Annotated in this window: 17 protein-coding genes; 12 read left to right on the forward strand and 5 right to left on the reverse strand. The window is 68.8% G+C overall.

Annotated features, from left to right (window positions below; all coding sequences use genetic code 11):
* Window positions 1–152: 152 nt before the first annotated feature.
* The gene (locus tag EGK76_RS00950) at window positions 153–1,847 is read right to left on the reverse strand and encodes a proline--tRNA ligase (RefSeq protein ID WP_123831236.1); all 1,695 of its coding nucleotides are present in this window, start codon (window positions 1,845–1,847) and stop codon (window positions 153–155) included.
* 73 nt (window positions 1,848–1,920) lie between these two features.
* A complete protein-coding gene (locus EGK76_RS00955) occupies window positions 1,921–2,322 on the reverse strand; it encodes a DUF4124 domain-containing protein (protein WP_158613424.1) in 402 nt (133 codons plus the stop codon).
* A gap of 85 nt (window positions 2,323–2,407) precedes the next feature.
* Here EGK76_RS00955 and pssA point away from each other — a divergent pair, with 85 nt between their 5' ends.
* The 4 genes from pssA to EGK76_RS00975 are packed head-to-tail and all read left to right on the forward strand — an operon-like array spanning window position 2,408 to window position 4,762.
* Complete coding sequence (gene pssA, locus EGK76_RS00960; RefSeq protein ID WP_096299945.1) at window positions 2,408–3,178, forward strand: CDP-diacylglycerol--serine O-phosphatidyltransferase; 771 nt, start codon at window positions 2,408–2,410, stop codon at window positions 3,176–3,178.
* Complete coding sequence (locus EGK76_RS00965) at window positions 3,175–3,429, forward strand: hypothetical protein (RefSeq protein WP_096299943.1); 255 nt, start codon at window positions 3,175–3,177, stop codon at window positions 3,427–3,429. Before pssA ends, EGK76_RS00965 begins: the two co-directional genes overlap by 4 nt.
* A complete protein-coding gene (rimI, locus tag EGK76_RS00970) occupies window positions 3,419–3,910 on the forward strand; it encodes a ribosomal protein S18-alanine N-acetyltransferase (protein ID WP_123831240.1) in 492 nt (163 codons plus the stop codon). The genes EGK76_RS00965 and rimI overlap by 11 nt, the downstream gene beginning before the upstream one ends.
* 54 nt (window positions 3,911–3,964) lie before the next feature.
* Window positions 3,965–4,762 carry an NYN domain-containing protein gene (locus tag EGK76_RS00975; RefSeq protein WP_096299939.1) on the forward strand — a complete coding sequence of 266 codons (798 nt, stop codon included), beginning with the start codon at window positions 3,965–3,967 and terminating at the stop codon, window positions 4,760–4,762.
* Between the two features lie 21 nt (window positions 4,763–4,783).
* Here the strand turns inward: EGK76_RS00975 and EGK76_RS00980 are convergent, their stop codons facing one another.
* Window positions 4,784–7,009 carry a primosomal protein N' gene (locus tag EGK76_RS00980; protein WP_199730861.1) on the reverse strand — a complete coding sequence of 742 codons (2,226 nt, stop codon included), beginning with the start codon at window positions 7,007–7,009 and terminating at the stop codon, window positions 4,784–4,786.
* A gap of 466 nt (window positions 7,010–7,475) precedes the next feature.
* Here EGK76_RS00980 and EGK76_RS00985 point away from each other — a divergent pair, with 466 nt between their 5' ends.
* Together EGK76_RS00985 and EGK76_RS00990 are read left to right on the forward strand one after the other, a co-directional pair.
* Window positions 7,476–8,438 carry a hypothetical protein gene (locus EGK76_RS00985; protein WP_123831243.1) on the forward strand — a complete coding sequence of 321 codons (963 nt, stop codon included), beginning with the start codon at window positions 7,476–7,478 and terminating at the stop codon, window positions 8,436–8,438.
* 16 nt (window positions 8,439–8,454) lie between these two features.
* Window positions 8,455–9,069, forward strand: coding sequence for a DUF3106 domain-containing protein (locus EGK76_RS00990; RefSeq protein ID WP_158613425.1), 615 nt, complete (start codon window positions 8,455–8,457; stop codon window positions 9,067–9,069).
* A gap of 223 nt (window positions 9,070–9,292) precedes the next feature.
* On the opposite strand, the gene EGK76_RS00995 is transcribed toward EGK76_RS00990, so the two are convergent.
* Window positions 9,293–10,441 carry a DUF3667 domain-containing protein gene (locus EGK76_RS00995; RefSeq protein ID WP_123831247.1) on the reverse strand — a complete coding sequence of 383 codons (1,149 nt, stop codon included), beginning with the start codon at window positions 10,439–10,441 and terminating at the stop codon, window positions 9,293–9,295.
* Window positions 10,442–10,623: 182 nt separating this feature from the next.
* Between EGK76_RS00995 and EGK76_RS01000 the strand changes: the two genes are divergently transcribed.
* Window positions 10,624–12,003, forward strand: a complete 1,380-nt coding sequence (locus EGK76_RS01000; RefSeq protein ID WP_123831248.1) for an MATE family efflux transporter — start codon at window positions 10,624–10,626, stop codon at window positions 12,001–12,003.
* 115 nt (window positions 12,004–12,118) lie between these two features.
* Complete coding sequence (gene sppA / locus EGK76_RS01005; RefSeq protein ID WP_123831250.1) at window positions 12,119–14,014, forward strand: signal peptide peptidase SppA; 1,896 nt, start codon at window positions 12,119–12,121, stop codon at window positions 14,012–14,014.
* A gap of 82 nt (window positions 14,015–14,096) precedes the next feature.
* Here the strand turns inward: sppA and EGK76_RS01010 are convergent, their stop codons facing one another.
* Window positions 14,097–15,125, reverse strand: a complete 1,029-nt coding sequence (locus tag EGK76_RS01010; RefSeq protein WP_096299929.1) for a sugar kinase — start codon at window positions 15,123–15,125, stop codon at window positions 14,097–14,099.
* 188 nt (window positions 15,126–15,313) lie between these two features.
* Between EGK76_RS01010 and EGK76_RS01015 the strand changes: the two genes are divergently transcribed.
* The 4 genes from EGK76_RS01015 to pelA all read left to right on the forward strand — a co-directional run bounded on the left by EGK76_RS01015 (window position 15,314) and on the right by pelA (window position 23,681).
* Window positions 15,314–18,094: a TonB-dependent receptor gene (locus EGK76_RS01015; protein WP_179948196.1), complete on the forward strand. Its 2,781-nt coding sequence runs from the start codon at window positions 15,314–15,316 to the stop codon at window positions 18,092–18,094.
* A 373-nt stretch (window positions 18,095–18,467) separates the two neighbouring features.
* Window positions 18,468–21,623 carry a TonB-dependent receptor gene (locus tag EGK76_RS01020; RefSeq protein ID WP_096299927.1) on the forward strand — a complete coding sequence of 1,052 codons (3,156 nt, stop codon included), beginning with the start codon at window positions 18,468–18,470 and terminating at the stop codon, window positions 21,621–21,623.
* Between the two features lie 61 nt (window positions 21,624–21,684).
* Window positions 21,685–22,599: a pectinesterase family protein gene (locus tag EGK76_RS01025; protein ID WP_123831252.1), complete on the forward strand. Its 915-nt coding sequence runs from the start codon at window positions 21,685–21,687 to the stop codon at window positions 22,597–22,599.
* A gap of 8 nt (window positions 22,600–22,607) precedes the next feature.
* On the forward strand, window positions 22,608–23,681 hold the full coding sequence (pelA, locus tag EGK76_RS01030; protein WP_123831254.1) for a pectate lyase: 1,074 nt from the start codon (window positions 22,608–22,610) through the stop codon (window positions 23,679–23,681).
* Window positions 23,682–23,712: the final 31 nt, after the last annotated feature.

A 23,712-nucleotide genomic window follows, 5' to 3' on the forward strand; every position in this document is an offset into this window, starting at 1 on the left:
GGATACCAGTCCCTGGCATGGACTGCATCTTAATCCCGTTTATCCGGCCGCGACAAATGCCGTTCGTCACTGCGCAGGCCAGCTGCCCGGCTGGCTGCGCGGCCAGGAGTTTATCCCCGGCAAAACCGGGGTGGGGAAAAGCGCAGGAAACCTCAGCTGCGCAGGCGCGTGAGCAGGGCCTGGCGTTCGAGGTTTTCCGATTCCGCCGCCGTGCGCGCGCGGTATTCGAACGTGCCGGCTTCCAGGCCGCGCGCCGAAACCACCACCCGGTGCGGAATGCCGATCAGTTCGATGTCGGCGAACATCGCGCCCGGCCGCAGGCCGCGATCGTCGAGCACGGCGTCGATGCCAGCGGCGCGCAGTTCGAGATACAGCGCCTCGGCCGCCTCGGCCACGTGCGCCTCGTGCTTGGGATTGATGATGCACACCGCCACCTGCCACGGGGCCATGGCCGCCGGCCACAGGATCCCGTTGCTGTCGTGGTTCTGTTCGATCGCCGCGGCGACGATGCGCGAAACGCCGATGCCGTAGCAGCCCATGAAAGGCACGGTGGCCTTGCCGTTGGCGTCGAGCACCTTGAAGCCCATCGCCTCGGCATATTTGCGGCCGAGCTGGAAGATGTGCCCGACCTCGATGCCGCGGACCAGCCTGAGTTCCCCGCCGTCCGCGGCGCGCTCGCCGGCCACGACATCGCGGATGTCGGCAACCACATCGGGTTCGGGCAGGTCGCGGCCCCAGTTGACGCCCGCGAGGTGGAAGCCGGTGGCGTTGGCGCCGACGACGAAATCCGCCATCGCCGCAACCTCGCGGTCAGCGACGACGCGGATGGCTTTCGCCGCGCCGATCGGGCCGAGGAAGCCCGGCGTACTGCCGAGGTACTCGGCGATCTCGGCTTCGGTGGCCATGCGGTAATCGGCCAGACCCTCGACCTTTGCCAGCTTGACCGGGTTGACCGCGTGGTCGCCGCGCACCAGCGCCAGCACGAACGTCTCGCCGGCAAACAGCGCCACCGACTTGACCGTGCGCGCCAGCGGGATGTCGAGCAGCGCAGCGACGTCCTCGCAGGTCTTCTGCGTCGGCGTCTCGATCCGGCGCATGGTCTGGGCGGGCTCCGGGCGCGGGGCGGGTGCCGCGGCGTGCGCGGTTTCCACATTGGCGGCGTAGTCGGAACCGGTCGAGAACACCAGCGCGTCCTCGCCGGACTCCGCGAGCACGTGGAACTCCTGCGAGGCATCACCGCCGATCGCGCCGGAGTCGGCCTGCACCGCGCGGAAATCCAGGCCGAGCCTGCTGAAGATGCGCGTGTAGGCGGCATGCATCTTCTGGTACGACGCCGCCATGCCGGCTTCGTCGATATCGAAGGAGTAGGCGTCCTTCATCAGGAACTCGCGGGCACGCATCACGCCGAAGCGCGGGCGGATCTCGTCGCGGAACTTGGTCTGGACCTGGTAGAAATTCACAGGCAGCTGCTTGTAGCTGGCCAGCTCGGCGCGGGCGAAGTCGGTGATGACTTCCTCGTGGGTCGGGCCGACGCAATACCAGCTTTCCTTGCGGTCCTGCAGTTTCAGCAGCTGGCCGCCGAACTTTTCCCAGCGTCCGGTCTCTTCCCACAGCTCACGCGGCTGCACCGAGGGCATCAGCAGTTCGATCGCGCCGGCGGCATCCATCTCCTCGCGCACGATCCCTTCCACCTTGCGCAGCACGCGCAGCCCGAGCGGCGACCAGGTATAGAGACCGGCGCCGAGCTTGCGCAGCATGCCCGCCTTGAGCATCAGCTTGTGGCTGATGACTTCCGCGTCGGCGGGTGTTTCCTTTTCGGTGCGAAGGTGGAACTGCGACAGGCGCATCGGCGGCATCTGGCTGGGAACGGGACCGCCATTGTGCCACGCAGCACGCGCGGGCCTGCCGCGCGGGCGCGCCTCAGCGGCAGTACGCGCGTACCCCGGCTTCCGACAGGGCGAGCTGGTCCGCGCGCTCGTTGGCGTCGAGTTCGCGCGGCTTGCCATCGGCGCCGATCTGCTGCACCGCCCCCCCGCTCTTGAGCGCCGCCACATTGCCGCGTGCGAGCTCGCACTGTGTGCTGTCGCCCGACGCGGCGCTACCAGCGGTGGCAGGCGCAGCGCCATTCGCGGGCGATGCCGGAGCCGCGGTGGTGGCAGACGCGCCGGCGGCGACTCTGCGGACTTCGAAGCGGGTACCGGCAGGTGGCGGTGTCTGCGAGTAGTGGGTCACGCCCCGCGCGTCCTTCCAGCTGTAGACCTCGTTGGCGACCGCCGGCAGGGAGGCGAGCAACGCGAGTGCAATCACGATGATGCGGCGCATGACGGGTTCCGGGGGCGCGAATGTGGCGCGATTGCAGCACCCCGGCGCGGACCGCGCAACCGGCGCAGGCGCTACACTGCCCCGCATGAGCCAGACCGACCCGACTCCGCGCCGCGGCCGCGGCATTTATCTGTTGCCGAACCTCTTCACCACCGGCGGGTTGTTCGCGGGTTTCTTCGCGATCATCGCGGCGTCGCAGGGACGATTCAGCGCCGCGTGCATCGCGATCTTCGTCGCCGCGGTCCTCGACGGCATCGATGGCCGCGTCGCAAGGCTCACCAATACCCAGAGCGAGTTCGGCGTGCAGTACGACTCGCTCGCCGATCTGATCAGTTTCGGTCTTGCCCCGGCCCTGGTGATGTATCACTGGTCGCTGATGGGCATGCGCCTGGACGGGCCGACGCTCGGCAAGGTCGGCTGGCTTGCCGCATTCCTGTATGCCGCCTGCGCGGCATTGCGTCTGGCGCGCTTCAACAGCCAGGTGGCGACCGTGGACAAGCGCTACTTCGTCGGGCTGGCGAGTCCGGCGGCGGCGGGCCTGATGGCGAGTTTCGTGTGGACCTGTCACGAGCTCGGCTTCGCCGGCGACGCATTGCGCTATGGCGCGCTCGCGGTGACGGTGATCTGCGGCCTGCTGATGGTCAGCCGGATCCGCTACACCAGCTTCAAGGGCAGCGGCACCGGGCCGAAGGCCGATCGCGTGCCCTTCGTCGCGTTGGTCATCGCACTGGTGATCCTGGTGGCGATGTGGGTCGACCCGCCCAAGACCCTGCTGGTGGCCGCGGTGCTCTACGCACTGTCGGGGCCGACGCTGTGGCTGATGCGCCGGCGCGGAGGCGCGGAGACCGTCTCGTGACCTGGGACGCGCTGCAATCGGCAGCGCTCGATGCGCTGGGGCATGTCCGCTACCGGGTGGAGGTCGCGGCGTCGGTATGGCCCAACGATCCGCTGGTGGATGCGCTGCTGCGCGCCGCCGGTCTCGACCGCGATTCCCAAAGTGCGCAGGCGCTGTTGAGCAGTCTTGGTCCGCTGGATGGCCTGCGCTCGGCCTCGGCCAAGCGTGCGCTGTGGCCCCGCCTGCGCCGGTTCCGCCGTCATGGCGGCTGAGCCCGGAGTCGGCGGCGGGACGGAGGCCGCGTGGGCCTTGCGGCCGATGCGCGCGACCGACCTCGATGCGGTCATGGCGATCGAGGTGCGCGCCTACCCCTTTCCCTGGACACGGGGCATCTTCGACGACTGCCTGCGCGCGGCGTATCCGGCCTGGCTGCTGAATGTCGACGGCCGCATCGCCGGCTACGGCGTGCTGAGCATCGCTGCCGGTGAGGCCCATGTGCTCAACGTCTGCGTCGACCCCGAGCTGCAGGGTCGCGGTCACGGCCGTCGGCTGTTCCGCGCGCTGGTCGACATTGCCCGCAAGCTCGGCGCGCAGCGTGTCTTCCTCGAAGTGCGGCCGTCCAATCCGGCCGCCGTCGCGCTCTATCACGCAGAGGGCTTCAACGAGATCGGCCGCCGTCCGCGCTATTACCCCACCCACAACGGTCGCGAGGACGCGATCGTGATGGCGCGCGAATTGTTCGACGACGCCTGACACGCCATCCGTCCCCCGTACCGCGCGCGCCTGCGCCCCGACCGGAGCATCGCCATGGGCGACCAGACCCGAATCCCAGACGAAACCCGAATTGCGTTGCTGATCGATGCCGACAACGCCCCGGCCGCGAAGATCGACGTGATCCTGGCCGAAGTCGCCCGCCACGGCGTCGCCAACGTGCGCCGCGCCTACGGCAACTGGAAGAGCCCGCACCTGGGCAGCTGGGAAAAGGTGCTGCACGAGTACGCGATCCGGCCGATCCAGCAGTTCGCCTACAGCACCGGCAAGAACGCATCCGACATGGCGATGGTCATCGACGCGATGGACCTGATGTATGCGCGCAACCTCGACGGATTCGCGATCGTCTCCAGCGATGCCGACTTCACTCCGCTGGTGATGCGGCTGCGCAGCGATGGCTACGCGGTCTACGGGTTCGGCCAGGAGAAAACCCCGACACCCTTCGTCAAGGCGTGTTCGACATTCCTGTACCTGGAGAAGCTGCGGGCGGCCGACGACGTCGACGACGGTGCCACGGTGAGGCCCCGCACCGGCGCGCAGCTGCAGGCCGACCGGGAGCTGGTACAGCTGCTGCGCAATGCGGTATCGGCCGGCGCCGACGATGGCGGCTGGTCGCATCTGGGCGAGGTGGGGAGCCACGTGCGCAACCAGGGCTCGTTCGATGCCCGCAACTACGGCTACCGCAACCTCAGTGCGCTGATCGATGCGATGGGCCTGTTCGAGGTGCGGCGAAACGGCCAGGCGGTGGAGATCCGCGAGAAACCCAAGGCGGCCCCCGCCAAGACCGCGTCGCGGCAGCGCGGGCGCCGGACGAGGCCGGCGGCGGCCGACTGACGGCAGGCGCCGTCGCCCGGTTCAGTACAGATCGACCGGGTCCACATCCAGCGACCAGCGCGCGCGCCGGGCTTCGGGCAGGGCATGGATCTCCGGCAGCGCGGCATCGAGGATGCCGTGCAGGCGCGGACGCTGGTCGGTGGCGATCAGCAATTGCGCGCGATAGCTGCCGGCCCGCCGCGGCATCGGCGCGACCACCGGGCCGTCGAGCAGCAGGGTCGGCATACCGGCTGCATCGCGCGTCGCATACGTTGCGAGCACCCGCCGCGCGGCCTGGAGGAATGCCATCGGGGGTTCCGCCTGCTGCGACTCGGCGCGCAGCAGGGCCAGCGGCGCGAACGGCGGAAAGCCTGCCGCCTCGCGCTGCGCCAGCTCTCCGGCGGCAAAGGCGTGGTAGCCACCGTTGATCAGCGTCAGCAGCAGCGGATGCTCGGGATGATGGGTCTGCAGCAGCACCAGGCCGGGCTTGTCGGCGCGCCCGGCGCGCCCGGCCACCTGGATCAGCAGTTGCGCGAGTTTCTCGCCGGCGCGGAAATCCGCCGAAAACAGGCCCTCGTCGATGCCGACGACGCAGACCAGGGTCAGATTGGGCAGGTCATGGCCCTTGGCCAGCATCTGCGTGCCGATCAGCACGCCCGGCCGGTTGCCGAGTGAGCCGAGCAGGTCTTCGAGCGCATCGCGCCGCCGTGTGCTGCCGCGGTCGATGCGCAGCACCGGTACATCCGGCAGGCGCGCGGCGAGCAGTTCCTCGATGCGTTCGGTCCCCACGCCCTGCGGCTGCAGGCCGAGGCTCGCGCAGTCCGGACAGGCCGGCGGCGCGCTCGCGCGATGGCCGCAGTGGTGGCACTGCAGGCGGCGGCCTCCCGCGTGCACGGTCATCGGATGGGGCCGATCGGGCGTGCTGCAGCGTGGGCAGTGCGCGCTCCAGCCGCAGTCGTGGCACAGCAGCACGGGCGCATAGCCGCGCCGGTTCTTGAACACCAGCACCTGGCCGCCCGCAGCGAGCGCCGACGTGATCGCGGCCAGCAGTTCGGGCGAGAGGCCGGCCTCGAGCGGGCGCTTGCGTACGTCGAGCACGCGCACCACCGGTGGCTTGGCAACGCCCGCGCGATGACGCAGGCGCAGGTGCGCGTAACGGCCCGAAACCGCGTTCTGCAGCGATTCCAGCGACGGCGTCGCGCTGCCCAGCAATACCGGAACGTCGAGCGCCTTGCCGCGCACCAGCGCGAAATCGCGCGCGTGGTAGCGGATGCCATCCTGCTGCTTGTAGCTGCCGTCATGTTCCTCGTCGACGACGACGAGGCCGGCGTCGGGAAGCGGCACGAACACCGCCGAGCGGGTGCCGACCACGACACGCGCCTCGCCGCGGGCCGCGGCCGCCCAGACCCGCGCCCGTTCGCCGTCGCCGAGTCCCGAATGCAGCGCGTGCACCGGGACGCCGAGCCGCGCGCGGAAGCGGGCAAGGGTCTGCGGAGTCAGGCCGATTTCGGGCACCAGCACCAGCGCCTGCCGCCCGCGCGCGAGGCAGTCGGCGATCGCAGCCAGATAGACCTCGGTCTTGCCACTTCCGGTGACGCCGTCGAGCAGCAGCGCGGCGAAGCCGGTGCACGCGGCGACGGCTTCGACCGCCTGGCGCTGCTCGTCATGCAGCGGCGGGCCCGCCTGCGGCGCCGGCGCCAGCTGTGAGGCCGGAATCGCGAACCGCTCCGCGAGCCCGCGCGCGGCGAGGGTCCGCGCTGGTGCACGCCAGCCCTCCATCGCCAGTTCAAGGGCTTCCTCGTCGCGCGGTCCGGCAGCCAGCAATGCCGCCAGCCGCTGCGGCCGCCCGCCGGCCTTGAGCCCCGCGGCCGCGGTCGCGCCAGCTTCGGTCAGCCGCCAGGCCCAGGCATGGGTATCGGGCATGGCTTCTCCCCGGCGCAGCGACGCGGGCAGGGCGGTGGCAAGCACCTCACCGAGCGGGGCGTGGGTATAGCGCGCCAGCCAGCGCAACGAGGCGGCCAGCTCGCCAGCGATGAGCGGGGCATCGTCCAGCCACTCGAGGGCCTCGCGAAGAGGCTGCGCGGGGTCATCGGGCGCGCCGATCTCCGCGACCACGCCCACCAGCTCCCGCGGCCCGAACGGCACCCGGATGCGGCGGCCCGCATCGCCGGGCACGGCCGGCGAACCCGGGGGCGGGTGGTAGTCGAACAGGCGCGGCAGCGGTACCGGCAGCGCGACGCGCAGGACAGAAGGCGAGGTAGCGGGCACGGTCACCCTCAAAGTCTATCGGCTTGCTCGCCAACTGCCCCGTCAGTTGCGTCACCAAGCTGTGAGGATCGGCACGAAGGTTGCGCAAGTGCCCGAAAGAAAAGGGATTGGGGCTTATCCACACGATCTGTGGATAAGTCTGTGCATGAAGCTCATGGAAAGGGATGTTATGCGGTGTTCAGTGGGCAAGCCGCTGCATTGGACAAAAAAGTGCCAAGCCTTGAATTTCTTTTGATATCAAATGGTTGGCCGTGAAACATCGGTTTCATGGCGATCCGGGTTTCGTTAATCTTCAGCCCAATGACAGATTTGTGAACCCTGTGAACAACCAGTCCCTTCTAGCTCCATCTGTGGAACGTTTGGGGCTCGGCTTGTCAAGGTGTGGGTGCGGGCAGCGGATCGTTATGATGCGTCGTCGTAAACGCGGGCCAAGATGACCACGCCTTCGCAATCCTCTCCCCAGGGCATGTCCTCCGCCGTCGCCGCATTCCTGCGCGGGATCGAGCGGCGGGCCGCTGCATTCGCCCAGTGGCAGAGCGGAGACATCGACACCGGCGACGCCGCACTGGCTGTGGCGATGACCGACTTCGCCGGGATGGCGACCCAGACGCCGTTCCCGGACTGGCCGCGCCGCTTCTGGGCACAACTGCTGGCATCGCCCGCCCTGCGCGCGCCCGGCGTGCTCGCCGAGGAGGGCGATGGCCTGCCGGCGCTGGCCGGCCTGTCGGGCGGGCCGCGGGTCACCGTGCTGCTGCGGCTGGTTGCGGGGCTACCCGAGCACGAAGCTGCCGCGGTACTCGGCGTGACCCGGGCGACCTATCGCCTGGGGCTGCAACGGGCCCTGCCGCACCGCGAGGACGGCAGCCCGGACCCGGAGGCCTGGAGGCGGATTGCCGAGGCTGCCCAGACTGCGATCCGTCAGCTGCCGCCCGATCGACTTGCGCGACTGGCCGGGCTGCGCGAAGCCGCGCTCCGCGGACAGGTGCCGCCGCTCCGCCGGTTCCCGTTGCAGGCCCAGGCGCAAGCACAGGCCCCTGTCAGCGAGGCGCCGACGCACCGGACACCGGCGCGCTGGATGTGGCCGGCCCTGATCCTGGTGCTGGTGGCGACCGCCGCTGCGCTGGCGATGACCTGGCGCGACGCCTGGTCCGGGAACGGCGGGGTGGACGACGACACGCCGATCCGGATCGAGGCCCTGCCGGCGCAATCGCCCGCCGCCACCTACGACGACGCGGACGCGCTGCTGATCGAGCCGGACTTCGACCTGCTGGCCGAACCCGATACCGCGGTCTGGCGCTACGACCCGGCGTTCTATGCCTGGCTGTCGACTCGCCTGGAGAGTCCGATCGACGACACCCGGGATGCCCATCTCGACAGCGTGCAGGAATCCCCCGAGGCTGGATTGGAGACCGCCGATGCCGGGCTCTGAGCGCAGGATCCGCTGCGTGGCGGCGGTTCTCGGCCTGCTGCTGGCGATGCCGCCAGCGTGGGCTGCGCTGCCGCCGGCCCTGCAGACCGCCGGGCTCCCCGCCGCCGAGCGCGAGCAGCTCGAAGCGCGCGCCGCGCGGCTTGCCCGGATGACGCCCGACGAGCGCGCCAGACTTTCCGCTCGCGTCGCCGCCTGGCAGGCGCTGCCGGCGGCCGAGCGCCAACGCCGCCGCATTGCCCATGAGGCAGCCGCGACACTGCCGCATGCCGAGCGCGTGCGTCTGCAGCAGGCCGCGACCCACTTCGCGGCGCTGCCCGAGGCTGAGCAGCGCAACCTGCGACTGGAATTCGAACAGCTCGACCAGGGGCTGCGTCGCGGCTGGTTGCTGGGGCCGGTCCTGGGCCTGGACTGGCCGGGCCTGCATCCGCTGTTCTCGGCGATTCCCGAGGCCGAGCGCATGCCGGCATTGCTGGCCCTGCGCGCGACCTCGCCGCAGGCACGCGCGGACCTGGCGGCCCTGGCCCAGCGCACACCGCCGCACGAGCGCGCAGCCTTGCGCAGTGCATGGCTGGCGGTACCGGTCGAGTCGCGAGACGCCTGGCTGCGTGCCCGGGTGGCGGGGACGCCATGATCGAGTTCCCTGGCACGCCGGGGACCGTCGGCAGCTGACGCCCGGCGTTCCGCGAGTCGTCACGGCTCGGCGGATTGCACCGTGCAGCGGAGCGGCCGCTGCCGCAGAAGCCGTCTACGCGCCAAAGCTGTGCCGGGCTGCGTGCCCTCGCTGCTTCCAGCGAGAGGTGTGCGTTTGCCGGAAGCCGGATCCGCCGGCCGAGGTCGAGCGGATCGGGGCCGCGCTACAACGCATAGAGGGCATATCCGGCCATCGGGATCGCCACACTGAGAAACAGCGCGAAGTACAGCAGGCCCAGGACCGCGAACTTGAGCAGTGTCCGCGGCCACGACTGGCCGTACACGCGCTTCTGCATCAGCAGCAGATAGACCGGCATCGCCCACAGCAGGGCGGTCTGTACGACGTGGACGGTGCCGGCGGCCCAAGGCGCACGCGCCGCAAGCCAGGGCGCCGCGAGGGCGCCGCAGAACACCAGCAGCAGGCCAAGCATCAGCGCTGCGTGGCTGTAGAGGCCGACCACCACATGCTCCAGATAGAGCCTGCGCTGGAACAGGTAGAGCAGCTTGAGCAGCACCGCGAACAGCGGCACCAGGATGAACAGTGCGGTCGGCGCAACACCGAGGACCGCGCGCACAAAGAGTTGCGGCTCATCGCCCAGGCGCACGACGTTGCGCTCGATGCGCTCGCCGATCGGGCCGCCGATGGTCGGCGGGGCGGGTGCTCCAGTGCGGATGCCGGGGGCGTCCGACGCAGGCCCCGCCGCTGCTGCCCGGCCCTCGGCGGGCGTCTCCGCATTGCCCTCGGCCGCGGCCGCGCCTTCGGCCCCGAGTTCCGCGATCCGGCTCTCCGCATGGGCGCGCACCTCCGCCTCGGCGACGTCGAGCTGCGGCGACGCGCCAGGCCAGGCGCCCACGGTGCGGCGCGTGTCGGCGATGCCGGCGAGCGCCTCGCCGCGCAGGCGCCGCACTTCGTCGGCGCTCCGTGCATGGTCCAACTCGACCGCAACCCGGTCGGTTCGCAGCTGACCGGGCCCGACATCCTGCATCGCGTCCTGGATCACGAACTTCGCGACGAAGAACGTCAGCAGCGTCAGGATCACCAACAGCCGCATCGGCGCGACGTAACGCACACGCTGGCCGTCGAGATAGCGGTTTGCGATGCGACCAGGCACGAACAGGTCGCGCACCGTCCGGAATATCCGGCCGTCGAGATGCCAGAACGACTCGAACACTTCCTCCACCGCGTGGCCGACATGCCGCACGGGGCTGTGCGTGGACTGGCCGCAGGCATGGCAGTAATGGCCCTGGAGCAGGGTGCCGCAGTTTTCGCAGCTGCGCGGCAACTCGTCGGCAGGCAGGGAGGGTCGAGACATACGCGGACGGAATTCCTGACAGAGGCGCGGCCCGACGGCCGCGGACCCGGGAACAAGGGATGAAGTGGGAGGCCGCGGGTCACGCCCCGTGTGCGGCCTGCCGCTAGAATGCACGCTCTTCGCGCCCCGGTGCCAGCGCACGCATCCGTCGTCCGCGCGGCCGAAGTCGCCCGAGCCCCCGCATGTCTTCCGCTGTCACGCTGCCGCCCCTGGGTCACGAGGTGCGGCGTACCGCCGTTCTGGCCGCTCCGCTGGTCGCAGGTCACGTCGCCACCGGCCTGATCGGCTTCGTCGATTCCGTCATTGCCGGCCACCACGGCACCGCCACGCTGGCCGCCGTGGCGGTGGGCACGGCGATCTTCTGGCTGCCGCTGATGGTGCCGATGGGCACGCTGATGGCGGTCCCGCCCGCGGTCTCCCAGCTCGACGGCCAGGGCCGCCATGCCGAAGTGGGACCGCTGTTCCGCCAGGCGCTGTGGCTGGCGGCCGGCCTGGGCATCGCGCTGTTCGGTCTGCTGACCCTGCTGGCGGCGGCGCTCGGTCCGTTCGGGATAGCGGCGGATATCGTGCCCGGCGCCACCGCCTTCCTGCATGGCATCCGCTGGGGCGTGCCGGCGCTGACGCTGTACTTCTGCATGCGCTACCTCAGCGACGGCCTGCACTGGACGCTGCCGACGATGATGTTTGGCTTCGGGGGCCTCGTCGTGCTGGTGCCGATGGGTTACGCGCTGGCGTTCGGCTGGGGGCCGTTTCCCGAAGGCGGCGCGGGGGGCTTGGGCCTGGCCTCGGCCATCATGATGTGGATGCAGTCGGCCGCATTCGCGGTGTACCTGGCGTTCTCGAAGCGGTTTGCGCGCTATGCGCTGTTCACCCGGTTCGACCCGCCGCGCTGGCCCGAGATCCGCTCGCTGCTGCGCACCGGCCTGCCGATCGGGGTCACCGTGACGATGGAGGGCAGCCTGTTCGTCGTGACCGCCTTGCTGATCGGGCGGCTCGGCGAAATCGAGGCGGCCGCGCACCAGATCGCGATCAACGTGGCCGCACTCTGCTTCATGGTGCCGTTCGGACTGGCCGAGGCCACCACCGTGCGGGTGGGCAACGCGATCGGGCGCGGCCTGGGTAGCGCCGGGGTCCGCCGCGCCGGTTTCGCGGGTCTGGTCCTGGTGCTGGTGACGCAAACCCTCTCCGGCATCGCCCTGCTGCTCGGGCACGAGCACGTGGTGCGCATCTACACGGACGATGCGGCGGTGGCCGCGCTCGCCGGCGCACTGCTGCTCTATGCCGCGGCCTTCCAGTTTCCCGACGGCATCCAGGCCCTGTCGGCCGGCGCGCTGCGCGGGCTCAAGGACACCCGCGTGCCGATGTTTCTCGCCGCCGCCGCGTACTGGGGCGTGGGCATGAGTCTCGGCGCCACGCTCGGCCTGGGACTGGGCTGGGGACCGAAGGGCATGTGGGTGGGCCTGATCGCCGGGCTCACCGTTGCCGCGGTGCTGCTTGGGGGGCGTTTCCTGCGCAGCAGCCACCGCGTGCCCGCCGTGTACACGGTCCAGCCGTCACGATGACGACCTGCGCATGCGCCGTACCGCCGGCCCGGGTAGTCTGCCGGTCCGGACGGGTCATTGACCGCTGCTGTCCGCAGTTGCAGCCAGCCTTTCTTCCGATGGAGTCGTTCTACCCATGAGTACTGTGCAGCCCCCGCGCGCGCCGCTGACGCGCTTCATCGTCGGCATCTGGGACGGGATGAACTTCATCCGCCGGCTGACCCTCAACCTGCTGTTCTTCGGGCTGGTGCTGCTCGTCGGATTGCTGGTGCTGATCGCAATCGTCGGCGGCGGCGGGCGCCAGGCGCCGCTGCTCGAACGCACCACGCTGGTCGTCGCCCCGGAAGGACTGCTGGTCGAGCAGTACCGCACCGATCCCTTCATGCGCGCGCTGGCGCAGAGCAGCGGCAGCGGCGTCGGCGAGGTGCAGCTGCGCGACGTGCTGCGCGCGCTGGAAGCGGCGAAGACCAACGACCACATCGAGCGGGTGCTGCTGCGCACCGACCGCATGACGTTCTCCGGCTATGCCTCGATGCGCGAAGTCGCCGACGCGATTGCCGAGGTGCGCGCGGCCGGCAAGCAGGTGGTCGCGTTCGGTGAATACTTCGGCCAGCAGCAGTACCTGCTCGCCGCGCAGGCCGACGAGGTCTATCTCGATCCCGAAGGCGGGATGATGCTCGAGGGCATCAGCGGCTATCGCCAGTACTACCACGAGGCGCTGGCCGACAAGCTCGGCGTGGATGTGCACCTGTTCAAGGTGGGCGAATACAAGTCCGCGGCCGAACCCTACATCCTCGACGGGGCTTCGCCCGAAGCGAAGGAGGCCGACCTCTACTGGATGAACGATATCTGGCAGCGGTTCGTGGCCGACATCGGCCGGGTGCGCGGCATCGCGCCCGAGGTGCTCAATGCGGGCATCGACACCCTGCCGCAGGGCATCGTCGCGGCGCAGGGCGATCTGGCCCGCTACGCGTTGTCGCAGCGGCTCGTGGATGGCCTGAAGACGCGCGAGGAAGTGGAGCAGCTGCTGGTCGAGCGCGGCGTGGCCGATGACGACGCCAATGGTGGCTTCCGCCAGGTGTCGATGGACGATTTTCTCGCCCAGGTGGCGCCGGTCACCGGTGTCGACCGGCGCGCCCAGGTGGCGGTGGTCGTCGCCGAAGGCAACATCACCGGCGGCGACCAGCCTCCGGGCGCGATCGGTGGCGAGTCCACCTCCGCGCTGCTGCGCGAGGCGCGCGAGGACAAGCACGTGAGGTCGGTGGTGCTGCGGGTGGATTCGGGCGGTGGCGAAGTGTTCGCCTCCGAGCAGATCCGCCGCGAGGTCGTTGCGCTCAAGGCCGCCGGCAAGCCCGTGGTGGTGTCGATGGGTGATGTCGCCGCATCCGGTGGTTACTGGATCAGCATGGACGCCGATCGCATCTACGCCGATGCGTCGACGATCACCGGCTCGATCGGCATCTTCGCGGTGGTTCCGACTTTCCCGCGGACCCTGGCCAAGATCGGCGTGCACACCGACGGCGTCGGCACCACGCCCATCGCCGGAGCGTTCGACCTCACCCGTCCCCTGCAGCCCGGAGCCGGACAGGCGATCCAGGCGATCATCGATCGCGGCTACGGCAACTTCATCGACAAGGTGGCGGACGCGCGCGGCCGCAGCGCGGAAGAGATCGATCTGGTGGCGCGGGGGCGCGTGTGGAGCGGCGATCAGGCACTCGCGCGCGGGCTGGTCGACGAACTCGGCGGCCTGCGCGTGGCGATCGCCAAGGCCGCCGAACTCGGTGGTCTGGAGAGTGACGGTTGGCGCGTGCGCTACATCGAAAAATCCGCGACCCCGTTCGGCCGCTTCCTGACGGGCTTCGTGAGTGGCCGCCTGGGCGGCGCCCTGGTCGGCCACAGCGACATCGCCCGTGGACTGCTGGCGCGGGTGGTGCCGCGCGCCGAACAGGATTTGCAGCTGCTCGAGAGCGTGATCTCGCCGCAGCCCGGCCGCCCGGTCAAGGCGGTCGCGTACTGCTTCTGCGAGTTCTGAGCCACCGGATCCGCAGAACGCGAACGGCCCGCCATTGGCGGGCCGTTTCGTTGGTGCCGGGAGCCTGCGCGCCGCGCGTCGCTCAGCGGCGCACGTCGAGCCGGCCGCTGTCGACGAGCGCTTCGACATCTGCCGCCCCGACCAGGTTGAAGTCGCCAGGCACGCTGTGCTTCAGCCGCGCCGCCGCCAGGCCGAATGCCAGCGTCCGTGCATCGTCCATTCCCGACAGCACGCCGTGCAGCAGCCCGGCCGCGAACGCGTCGCCACCGCCGATACGGTCGACGATGCCGTCGACGGGCAGGGGGTCGATGCGCTGCACCTCGCCGCCGCGACGCACCATCAGCGCACCCAGTGAATGCCGGTCGACGCTGTGCACGGTGCGCTGCGTGCATGCGATGCGCTGCAGATGCGGAAACGCGGCGAATGCGCGTGCGGATGCCTGCAGGGTGCGCTCGGCGCTGGCATATTCCCCTGCTTCCCCGTCCTCCGTGCCAAGCACCAGATCGATGTCACGGTGATCGATGAACGCGATGTCGGCCTCGGCCAGCAGGCTTCGCAGCAGCGGTGCAGGTGCGTCGTTCCAGGCCGCCCACAGCTTGGGGCGGAAATTGCCGTCGAACGAAACGGTCGTGCCCTGCGCGCGCGCGGCCCGCACCGCGGCCAGTGCCGCTTCGGCCGCGCGGGGGCCGACCGCTGGCGTGACGCCTGAAACGTGGAGACACTCGGCACCGTCCAGGATCTCCGGCCAGCGGTAGCTGGCTGCGGGAGCCTGGGCAAACGCGGACTCGGCGCGATCGTAGACCACATCGCTGGGCCGCAGGCCTGCACCGGCCGCGAAGAAGTAAAGGCCCATGCGCCCGGCTGCGCGCGCGATGCGCGACACGTCGACGCCATGCCGGCGCAACTCGCCGATCGCGCCGTCGCCCAGCGCATTCGACGCAACCGTTCCGGCCATGGCCACCTCGTGGCCGAACCGGGCGAGCGACACCGCGACATTCGCTTCGGCCCCGCCGACATGCACGTCCAGATGCCGCGACTGCAGCAGAAATTCGCGCCCTGGCGCGCCGAGGCGAAGCAGGAGCTCGCCGAAACAGAGGATACGTTTGCCCATTGCGATGCCTTGGGAAGTGGAAGCCCGGGCCGGCGCCAGGCAGCGATGCGGCGGCGCAACATGCGTTGCAGAATCCGCTCTGCTAGCGTTTGGCCCGCGGTGTCATCGGACACCGTCCAACACCATAACAAGCGCGCCGAGGCAGTCAAGACGCGCCAAGATCGCTTTGCACCCTGGGAGGGGAGAGCATGACGCTGTTGCTCCGTACAAAAAAGACACCGGTTACCTTGCTGGCCATGAGCATCGCGATCGCGCTGCAGGCCGTCGCCATGCCGGTCCTCGCGCAATCGACCGCCGCGAGCGAGGGATCAGAAGACGCGGCGCCGGCCGCCGATGCCACGCAGCTCGAGACGGTGAGCGTGGTCGGCTACCGCGCCAGTGTCGAGCGCGCGCTCGACATCAAGCGTGGCGAGGCTGGCGTGGTCGACGCGATCGTGGCCGAGGACATCGGCAAGTTCCCCGACCTCAATCTTGCCGAGTCGCTGCAGCGCATCCCGGGCGTGGTGATCACGCGCGACGCCGGCGAGGGCCGCGCGATTTCGGTCCGCGGCCTTGGCCCGGATTTCACCCGCGTGCGCATCAACGGCATGGAAGCGCTGACCACCGTCGGCGCATCGGACCAGAGCGGCGGGTCCAATCGCGGCCGTGGCTTCGACTTCAATGTCTTCGCCTCCGACCTGTTCTCGCAGCTCATCGTGCGCAAGACCGCTTCGGCGGAAGTCGAGGAAGGTTCGCTTGGTGCGACCGTCGATCTGCGCACGGCGCGTCCTTTCGACTATGACGGCCTGACCGTGGTCGCCAGTGGCCAGGCGAGCTACAGCGATATGGCCGGGAAAGCCGATCCGCGCGTCGCCGGCCTGCTCTCCAACACCTGGGCCGATGGGCGCTTCGGTGCGCTGGTCTCGGTCGCATACACCGAGCGCCAGACGCTCGAGGAAGGCTCGGGAAGCGGCCGCTGGGCCAACGGACCGAGCAACGGCGGCTTCAATGCGGCGTCTCCGTATACGCCTGCGCTGTCGGCGGACACTTTCCATCCGCGCTTTCCGCGCTACACCCTGATGGAACACGACCAGAAGCGCACCGGCGTCACCGCCTCGCTGCAGTTCAGGCCCACCGACCGGATGGAGTTCTCGCTCGACGGTCTCTATTCGAAGATCGACGCGATCCGCGACGAGAAGTACATCGAGGCGATCTCGTTCAGCCGCAGCGGCACCGGCAAGCCGCAGACGATCGTGCGCGATGGTGCGATCGACAGTCATGGCGCGCTGGTCTACGGCCTGTTCGACGATGTCGACATCCGCTCCGAAAGCCGCCACGACGAGTGGAATACGGTATTCAAGCAGCTCACGCTGGACGGCAAGTTCGAGCTGACCGAGGACTTCACGATCTCGGGCAAGGTCGGGACGTCGTCTTCGGAGCACGAGAATCCGATCCAGACGACGATCATCATGGACAAGGCGAACGTCGACGGTTTCAGCTACGACTACCGTGGCGACTACTACCGGCCGGTCCTCAACTACGGCATCGATCCGACCGACCCGACCGGCTGGACGCTGGCGGAAATCCGCATCCGTCCGCAGTACGTCGAGAACGAGTTCGACACCGCGCAGCTCGATTTCAACTGGTACATCAGCCCGGGCTTCCGCCTCAAGGGCGGCGTGCAGGCCAAGGACTACACGTTCTCGACCCGCGAACTGCGCCGTTCTACCGAAGCCCTGACCGGCGTGCCGACCTTCGCGAACGGCGGCTACATCGTGCCGACCGACCTGACCGCGCCAGCCAGCCTCAGCGGCATCAATGGCTCTCCGGGTACCTGGGTCATCCCCAGCTACGACCGGATCGCCGACTACTACGACATCTACAGCGGTACCGGCCCCTTCGCGCTCAGCGAACGTGCGCTCAACAGCCGTAGCGTCGAGGAAGAAGATCGCGGCGTCTACCTGCAAGGCGAGTTCTCGACCGATCTCGGCGCGATTCCGTTCTCCGGCAACTTCGGCGTGCGCTACGTGCAGACCAAGCAGACGTCGACCGGTACGGCGACGGCCAGCGGCAGCCCGGTGGTCTCCACCGTGACGCGCGAGTACAGCGACACACTGCCGTCGATGAACCTGGTCGCGGAAGTGTCTCCGGATTTCCTGGTCCGCCTCGGTGCGGCGAAGGTCATGTCGCGTCCGGGCCTCGGCTTCCTGACGCCCGGTGTCACGGTCAATGTCAGCGGCGGCGCACGCACCGTCAGCGGCGGCAACCCGGCGCTGGATCCGATCCGTGCCAACACCGTGGACCTGGGCTTCGAGTGGTATTTCGACGAAGGCGCGATGCTGGGGCTGGGGCTGTTCTGGAAGGACATCGAGACCTTCGTGCAGACCACGCGCGAGGTCCGCAGCTATGCATCGAGCGGCCTCCCGGCGAGCCTGCTCGAAGGCACCGGCGCCACGGTCAATGACGACTTCGTGTTCAGTGTGCCGCTCAACACGCCGGGCGGTGAGCTCAAGGGCTTCGAAGCCAACTACACGCAGCCCTTCACGTTCTTGTCGGGCATCTGGAGCAACTTCGGCGCGCAGCTCAACTACACCTACGTGGACTCGCAGATCCAATACGTGCTCCCTTCGGGCGCAAGCTCGCTGGAAACCGATCTGGTCGGCCTCTCCAAGCACGCGTGGAACGCGACGCTGTACTACGAAGGCACCGCGTTCTCGGGTCGTATCTCCGCGACCAACCGCGACGACTATCTGCTGCAGGTGCCCGGCACCGAGCAGGGCTTCAACGAGGACGTGCACGGCCAGGACGGGACCACCACGATCGACGCTTCGCTGCGCTACCGCATCAGCGACCAGATCGAGCTCAGCCTGGAAGGCATCAACCTGACCAACGAGCCCTCGGCGTCGTGGGTCGGTGCCAACTCGCGACTGCCGCTGGACTACAGCGAAACCGGTCGCCAGTACCTGCTGGGCCTGCGCTACAAGTTCTGATTGCAGAGCGCCTTGGGTCCGGAACGGGACGGCAGCTGCCGTCCCGTTTTTTTTTGCGCCGGTCGACAATGAAAACGACACCCCCGGGAGCCCAGACCCGTGCGATACGCGGTGCGGATGCACGACTGCGTACAGCGCCGGCGCGTGTAGAGGGCTGCCCTGAGGACGCGCCGACGGCGCCCGAACAGCACCATGTCCGCCAGGCGCGAAGGGTGTGTGCTGCAGTGCAAGATGCCCGGGCGTGACGTCGCTGTTATTTTTGCGCTCGAAATTTAATGACCATCGGTGTCATTGGCCTTCGGCGTCCGCCGAGTGGTCCCTACACACTATCGGCGCCGTACTGGCGCGCAGGTCGACCCTCGGAGAAGAACGCATGAAGTTTGCACCACGGGCGGAAAAGACACCGGTTACCATTCTTGCCACCGCGATCGCCATGGCGCTCGCTGCGCCGGTCGCGGCGCAGACGGCGCCTGCCCCGGATCGCGCGGTGGACATGGAGGCGGTGACCGTCACCGGCTATCGCGAGAGCCTGCAGAAGTCGCTCGACGAAAAGCGCTACAGCGTTGAACAGGTCGATGCGATCTTCGCCGAGGACATCGGCAAGTTCCCGGACCAGAACCTGGCCGAATCGCTGCAGCGCATCGCCGGTATCTCGATCGACCGCGAAGGCGGCGAGGGCCAGCGCATTTCGGTGCGTGGCCTGGGTTCGGACTTCACCCGCGTGCGTCTCAACGGGCTCGAGGCACTGGCGACCGCCGGCAGCGGCAGCGCCGGCGTCAACCGTTCGCGCGGCTTCGACTTCAACACGTTCGCCTCGGAACTCTTCAGCCAGGTCAAGGTCAACAAGACCCAGTCTGCGCAGATGGACGAAGGCTCGCTCGGCTCCACCGTCGATCTGCGCGGTTCGCGCCCGTTCGACTTCAAGGGCTTCCGCGCATCGGCCAGCGCCCAGCTCGGCTACAACGAACTGTCGGAAGAGAACGATCCGCGCGTCTCCGGCCTGATCAGCAACACCTGGGCCGACGGCCGTGTCGGCGCGCTGCTTTCGGCGTCCTACAGCCAGCGCACGATCTTCGAGGAAGGCTACAACCCGGTCCGCTGGGAACACGGCAACCACCGCAACTCCAACCAGTCCAACGCCAGCAACAACGGCACCTACGGCTTCTGTTCGCCGGTCGGATACGACCCGCAGACGCCGCGCAATCCGCTCTCCAACGAGACGCCTGCCGGTACCGGCAGCCAGGCCAACCAGGACCGCAACAACGGCTGGGGCAGCTATGGCATCGATGCCAACAACTGCGGCACCGGCCTGGCGCGTCCGGCCGCGACGCCCGAGAACATCGCCGCCTACGAGACCGCGACCAATGCCTGGCTGCCGCGCTATCCGCGCTACATCCGCACCCAGCACGACATCGAGCGCCTCGGTGTCACCGGCGCGTTCCAGTTCCGCATCAGCGACGACACGCTGCTGAGCGTCGATGCGCTGTATTCCAAGCTGGAGAAGGATCAGCGCGAGGATTCGCTCGGCGCCAACCTGCACCGCGCGGCCAACCTCGGTGGCAAGACCCAGATCGTCGTGCGTGAGGTCGAGGTGGATGAGCGCAACCGGCTGCGTTACGGCGTGTTCGACAACGTCGACTTCCGCACCGAATCGAGCCAGATCGAGGAATCGACCGAGTTCAAGCAGTTCAGCATGCAGCTCGAGCATCGTTTCAACGATGCCGTGCGCCTCGACGCCACCGTCGGCACCTCGACGTCGGACTACGCGCGGCCGGTGTTCTCGATGGTCAGCTTCGACAATGCGAACCTCGACGGCTTCGTGCTCGATCTGCGCGGCGATCCCGAAATGCCGAGCATGACCTTCCCCTTCGACACCAGCAGCGCCGACTCCTGGCAATGGCTCGGCTACGGCGCGGTTCCGGTCAACAGCAACGGCACCGCGCGCGGCGCCAACATCAGCGAGGCGCGACTGAACCCGAGCTACGTGCGCAATGCCTTCGATTCCGCGAAGGTGGACCTCTCGTTCGATATCAACCCGAGCCTGACGTTCCGCACCGGTCTGGCGTTCAAGGACTACGAGATGCGCAGCGAGGAGTACCGGCACATCAGCTACGGGCGCCTGCCGCAGGCGCTGCCGGATGGGGTGACGGTCGGTGAGCTGAGCACCACGCTCGACGGCTTCGGCAACAACCTCTCGGGCAACATGCCGGGCTCATGGCTGATTCCCGACTTCGACCGCATCGCCGGCCTGCTCGACATCTACAGCAACGCCGACAGCGGCGTGCCGGGCGGCGACTACCGCCTCGCCGGTATCGGTCACTTCGGTTCGTCGAACAACAACTTCGACGTGAGCGAGCGCAGCCTGGCGACCTACGCCCAGCTCGACTTCAACACCGACCTGTTCGGTCGCGCGCTGCGCGGCAACGTGGGCGCGCGCCTGGTCAAGACGCAGATCGAAGCCAATGGCTGGGCGCCTTGCCCGACCGGCGGTGAGGCCAACTGCACCAGCGTCTTCGGCGTCGCCAGCGCGACCGCCGATGCCGGTGAGCGCTACGTGCTGCCGACCAGCGTCGGCCACAGCTACACCGATGTCCTGCCTTCGTTGAACCTGTCCTGGGACCTGACCGAGAGCTTCATCCTGCGCTTCGGCGCAGCCAAGACCATGGCCCGCCCGACGCTGGCCTACATGTCGCCGAGCGTCAGCGGTGGACCGACGAACTTCTTCGACGACGGCCGCTTCTACTCGATCAACCTGGGCAATCCCAAGCTCGATCCGTTCCGCTCGACCAACTACGACCTCAGCGCCGAGTGGTACTTCGCCGAAGGCGGCCTGCTGTCGGCGGCGGTGTTCTACAAGGACATCGAAAGCTACGTGCAGCGCACGCGCCTGCTGACGACGTGGTCGGACCTGGGCTATTCGCTGGATCTGCTGCCGCCCGGCTTCACCGCCGACACGGTGTTCAACGTGCAGAGCTACTACAACACCCCGGGCGGTCCGCTGAAGGGCTGGGAGCTGACCTACCAGCAGCCCTTCACCTTCCTGCCGGGCTTCTGGAGCAACTTCGGCGTGCAGATGAACTACACGCACGTCGATTCCGACATCGAGTACATGTTCAGCACGGCCGCCAGCAGCAACAGCGCGATCGTCACCCAGATCACCGAGAACCAGCTGGTGAACCTGTCGCCGAACTCGTACAACGCGACGCTCTACTACGACGACGGCAAGTTCAGCGCCCGCGTCTCGACCAGCTACCGTGACGGCTACATCGGCGAGGTGCTGAGCCGCGAGAACGTGTTCGACCTCGACGGCAACCAGCTGGCCACCGCCGACGTCACCGGCAAGCACAGCGTGCGCAACGTCGACTTCAACACCTCGTTCAAGGTCAACGACAAGCTCAGCCTGACGTTCGAGGCGATCAACCTGCTCGACACGCCGGACCGTCGTTATGTCGATTCGGACCTGATGCTGCCCGATCGCTACACGGTGACCGGACGCCAGTACTACGTCGGTGCCCGCTATCGCTTCTGAGGCCTCCCCGCGTCGCCCGCTCCCGCCGCTCCGGCGGCGGGGGTGGGGGCGTGTCCTGGGCATGCTGTCGTCGCTGGCCTTCAGCCCGGCGGCGATGGCCGATCGCGTTCTGGAGGTCGGCCATGACAGTGGCGCGTTCGCAAGCGTCCAGGCCGCCGTCGATGCGGCCACGGCGGGCGGCGAGGCCGCGACCATCCGCATCGCTGCGGGGACGTGGCGCGGGGTGGTCGACGTGCCGCCGGACGCACCCGCGCTCCGCTTCATCGGTGCCGGCGCGACGCAGACCCGCATCGTCCACGACCATTACGCCAGCCGGATCGATCCGCGCAGTGGCCAACCCTTCGGTACCTACGGCTCGGCGACGATGTTCGTGCGCGCCGACGATTTCCACGCCGAGCGACTGACCATCGCCAACGATGCCGGGCCGGTCGGCCAGGCGGTGGCGCTGGTCGTCGACGGCACCCGGGCCTCGTTCCGCGACGTGCACCTGCTCGGACACCAGGACACGCTGTACCTGCGCAAGGCCGGCACGCTGGCCTGGTTCCGCGACTGCCGCGTCGAGGGGACGGTCGATTACATCTTCGGCGCAGCGACTGCACTGTTCGAGCGCTGCGCCCTGCATTCGGTGGGCGACGGCTACATCACCGCGCCGTCGACGCCCCCCGAGCAGGCCTATGGATTCGTGTTCCGCGACTGCACGCTGACCGCCGCGTCCGGCGTGGCGGGCGTCTATCTCGGGCGGCCGTGGCGCCCGCACGGCGCGGCATATTTCGTCGGCTGCCGGTTCGATGCCCCGGTACTGGCCGAGGGCTGGCACGACTGGGGCAAGCCGGGGAACCGGCAGACCGCGCGCTTCGCCGAATTCGGCAACAGCGGCCGGGGCAGCGCACTGGATGGTCGCGTGTCGTGGCGCCTGGATGACAGCGCGCCGCCTGATGCCGTCACACTGATGCAGGACTGGAAACCATTCGAATGAGGATGCCGATGCCCGGACTGCGTTTTCCTGTGCTGCAACTGGCGTGGATCTGCCTGCTGTCCGGTCTGCTCGCATCCACGAGCGTCTTCGCATCGGAGCCCGACCCGGTGGCCGAACGCATGCTGCAGGCGCAGACCGCGTCGGGTGGCTGGCCCAAGCATCTTGCCGGCAAGGCCATCGACTACGCGCGGCCGTTCGATGCGGCGGCGAGCGCCGCGCTCGCCCGGTCCGGGCGTCCCGACGATGCCACGATCGACAACGATGCGACCACGCGCGAGATCGTCCATCTCGCCGGGGCAGGGCAGCGCTCGGGCGACAGCCGCTACCGCGACGCGGCGCTGCGTGGCGTCGATTACCTGTTGGCCGCCCAATACGCGAATGGCGGCTGGCCGCAGTTCCACCCGGACCGCTCCGGCTATCGCGGCCAGGTCACCTTCAACGACGACGCGATGACCCAGGTCGTCGGGCTGCTGCAGGACATCGCGGAGGGGCGCGGCGACGTGGCCGGGCTCGCGCCGCTGCGCGGCGAAGCCGCCCGCGCCGCAGTTGATCGCGCAATCGCGTTGATCGTGTCCCTGCAGGTGCGCATCGATGGCGTGCCGACGATCTGGGCTGCGCAGTACGACGAGACCACCCTGGTCCCGGCGACTGCGCGCAAGTACGAACCGCCCTCGCTGGCGAGCGGCGAATCGGTGGCGATCGTCCGCCTGCTGATGCGCCAGCCCGCTCCGTCGCCGGCGATCATCGATGCGATCGAGCGCGCCTGCACCTGGTTCGGCGCGCATGCGCTCACCGATATCGCAATCGAACGCGATGAGGCGTCCGAGGGGCGTCCGCGCGACGTGCGTCTGATCGCGCGGCCCGGTGCAAGGCTGTGGGCCCGCTTCTATGATCTCGAGCGGCAGCAGCCACTGCTGGTCGATCGCAGTGGCGACATCGTCGCATCGCTGGCGGACATGTCGCACGAGCGCCGGACCGGCTATGCCTGGTACGGCGTCTGGCCGGCGCGCCTGCTGGATCAGGACCTGCCCGCCTGGCGTCAGCGCCTGGCGACCGCCCACGCATCGGCGGGGCACCGTTAACCAAGCGCCGGCTCCGCGCCGGTGCGCTGTA

The sequence above is a fragment of the Luteimonas sp. 100069 genome (assembly GCF_003813845.1).
Classification (GTDB): Bacteria; Pseudomonadota; Gammaproteobacteria; order Xanthomonadales; family Xanthomonadaceae; genus Luteimonas; species Luteimonas chenhongjianii.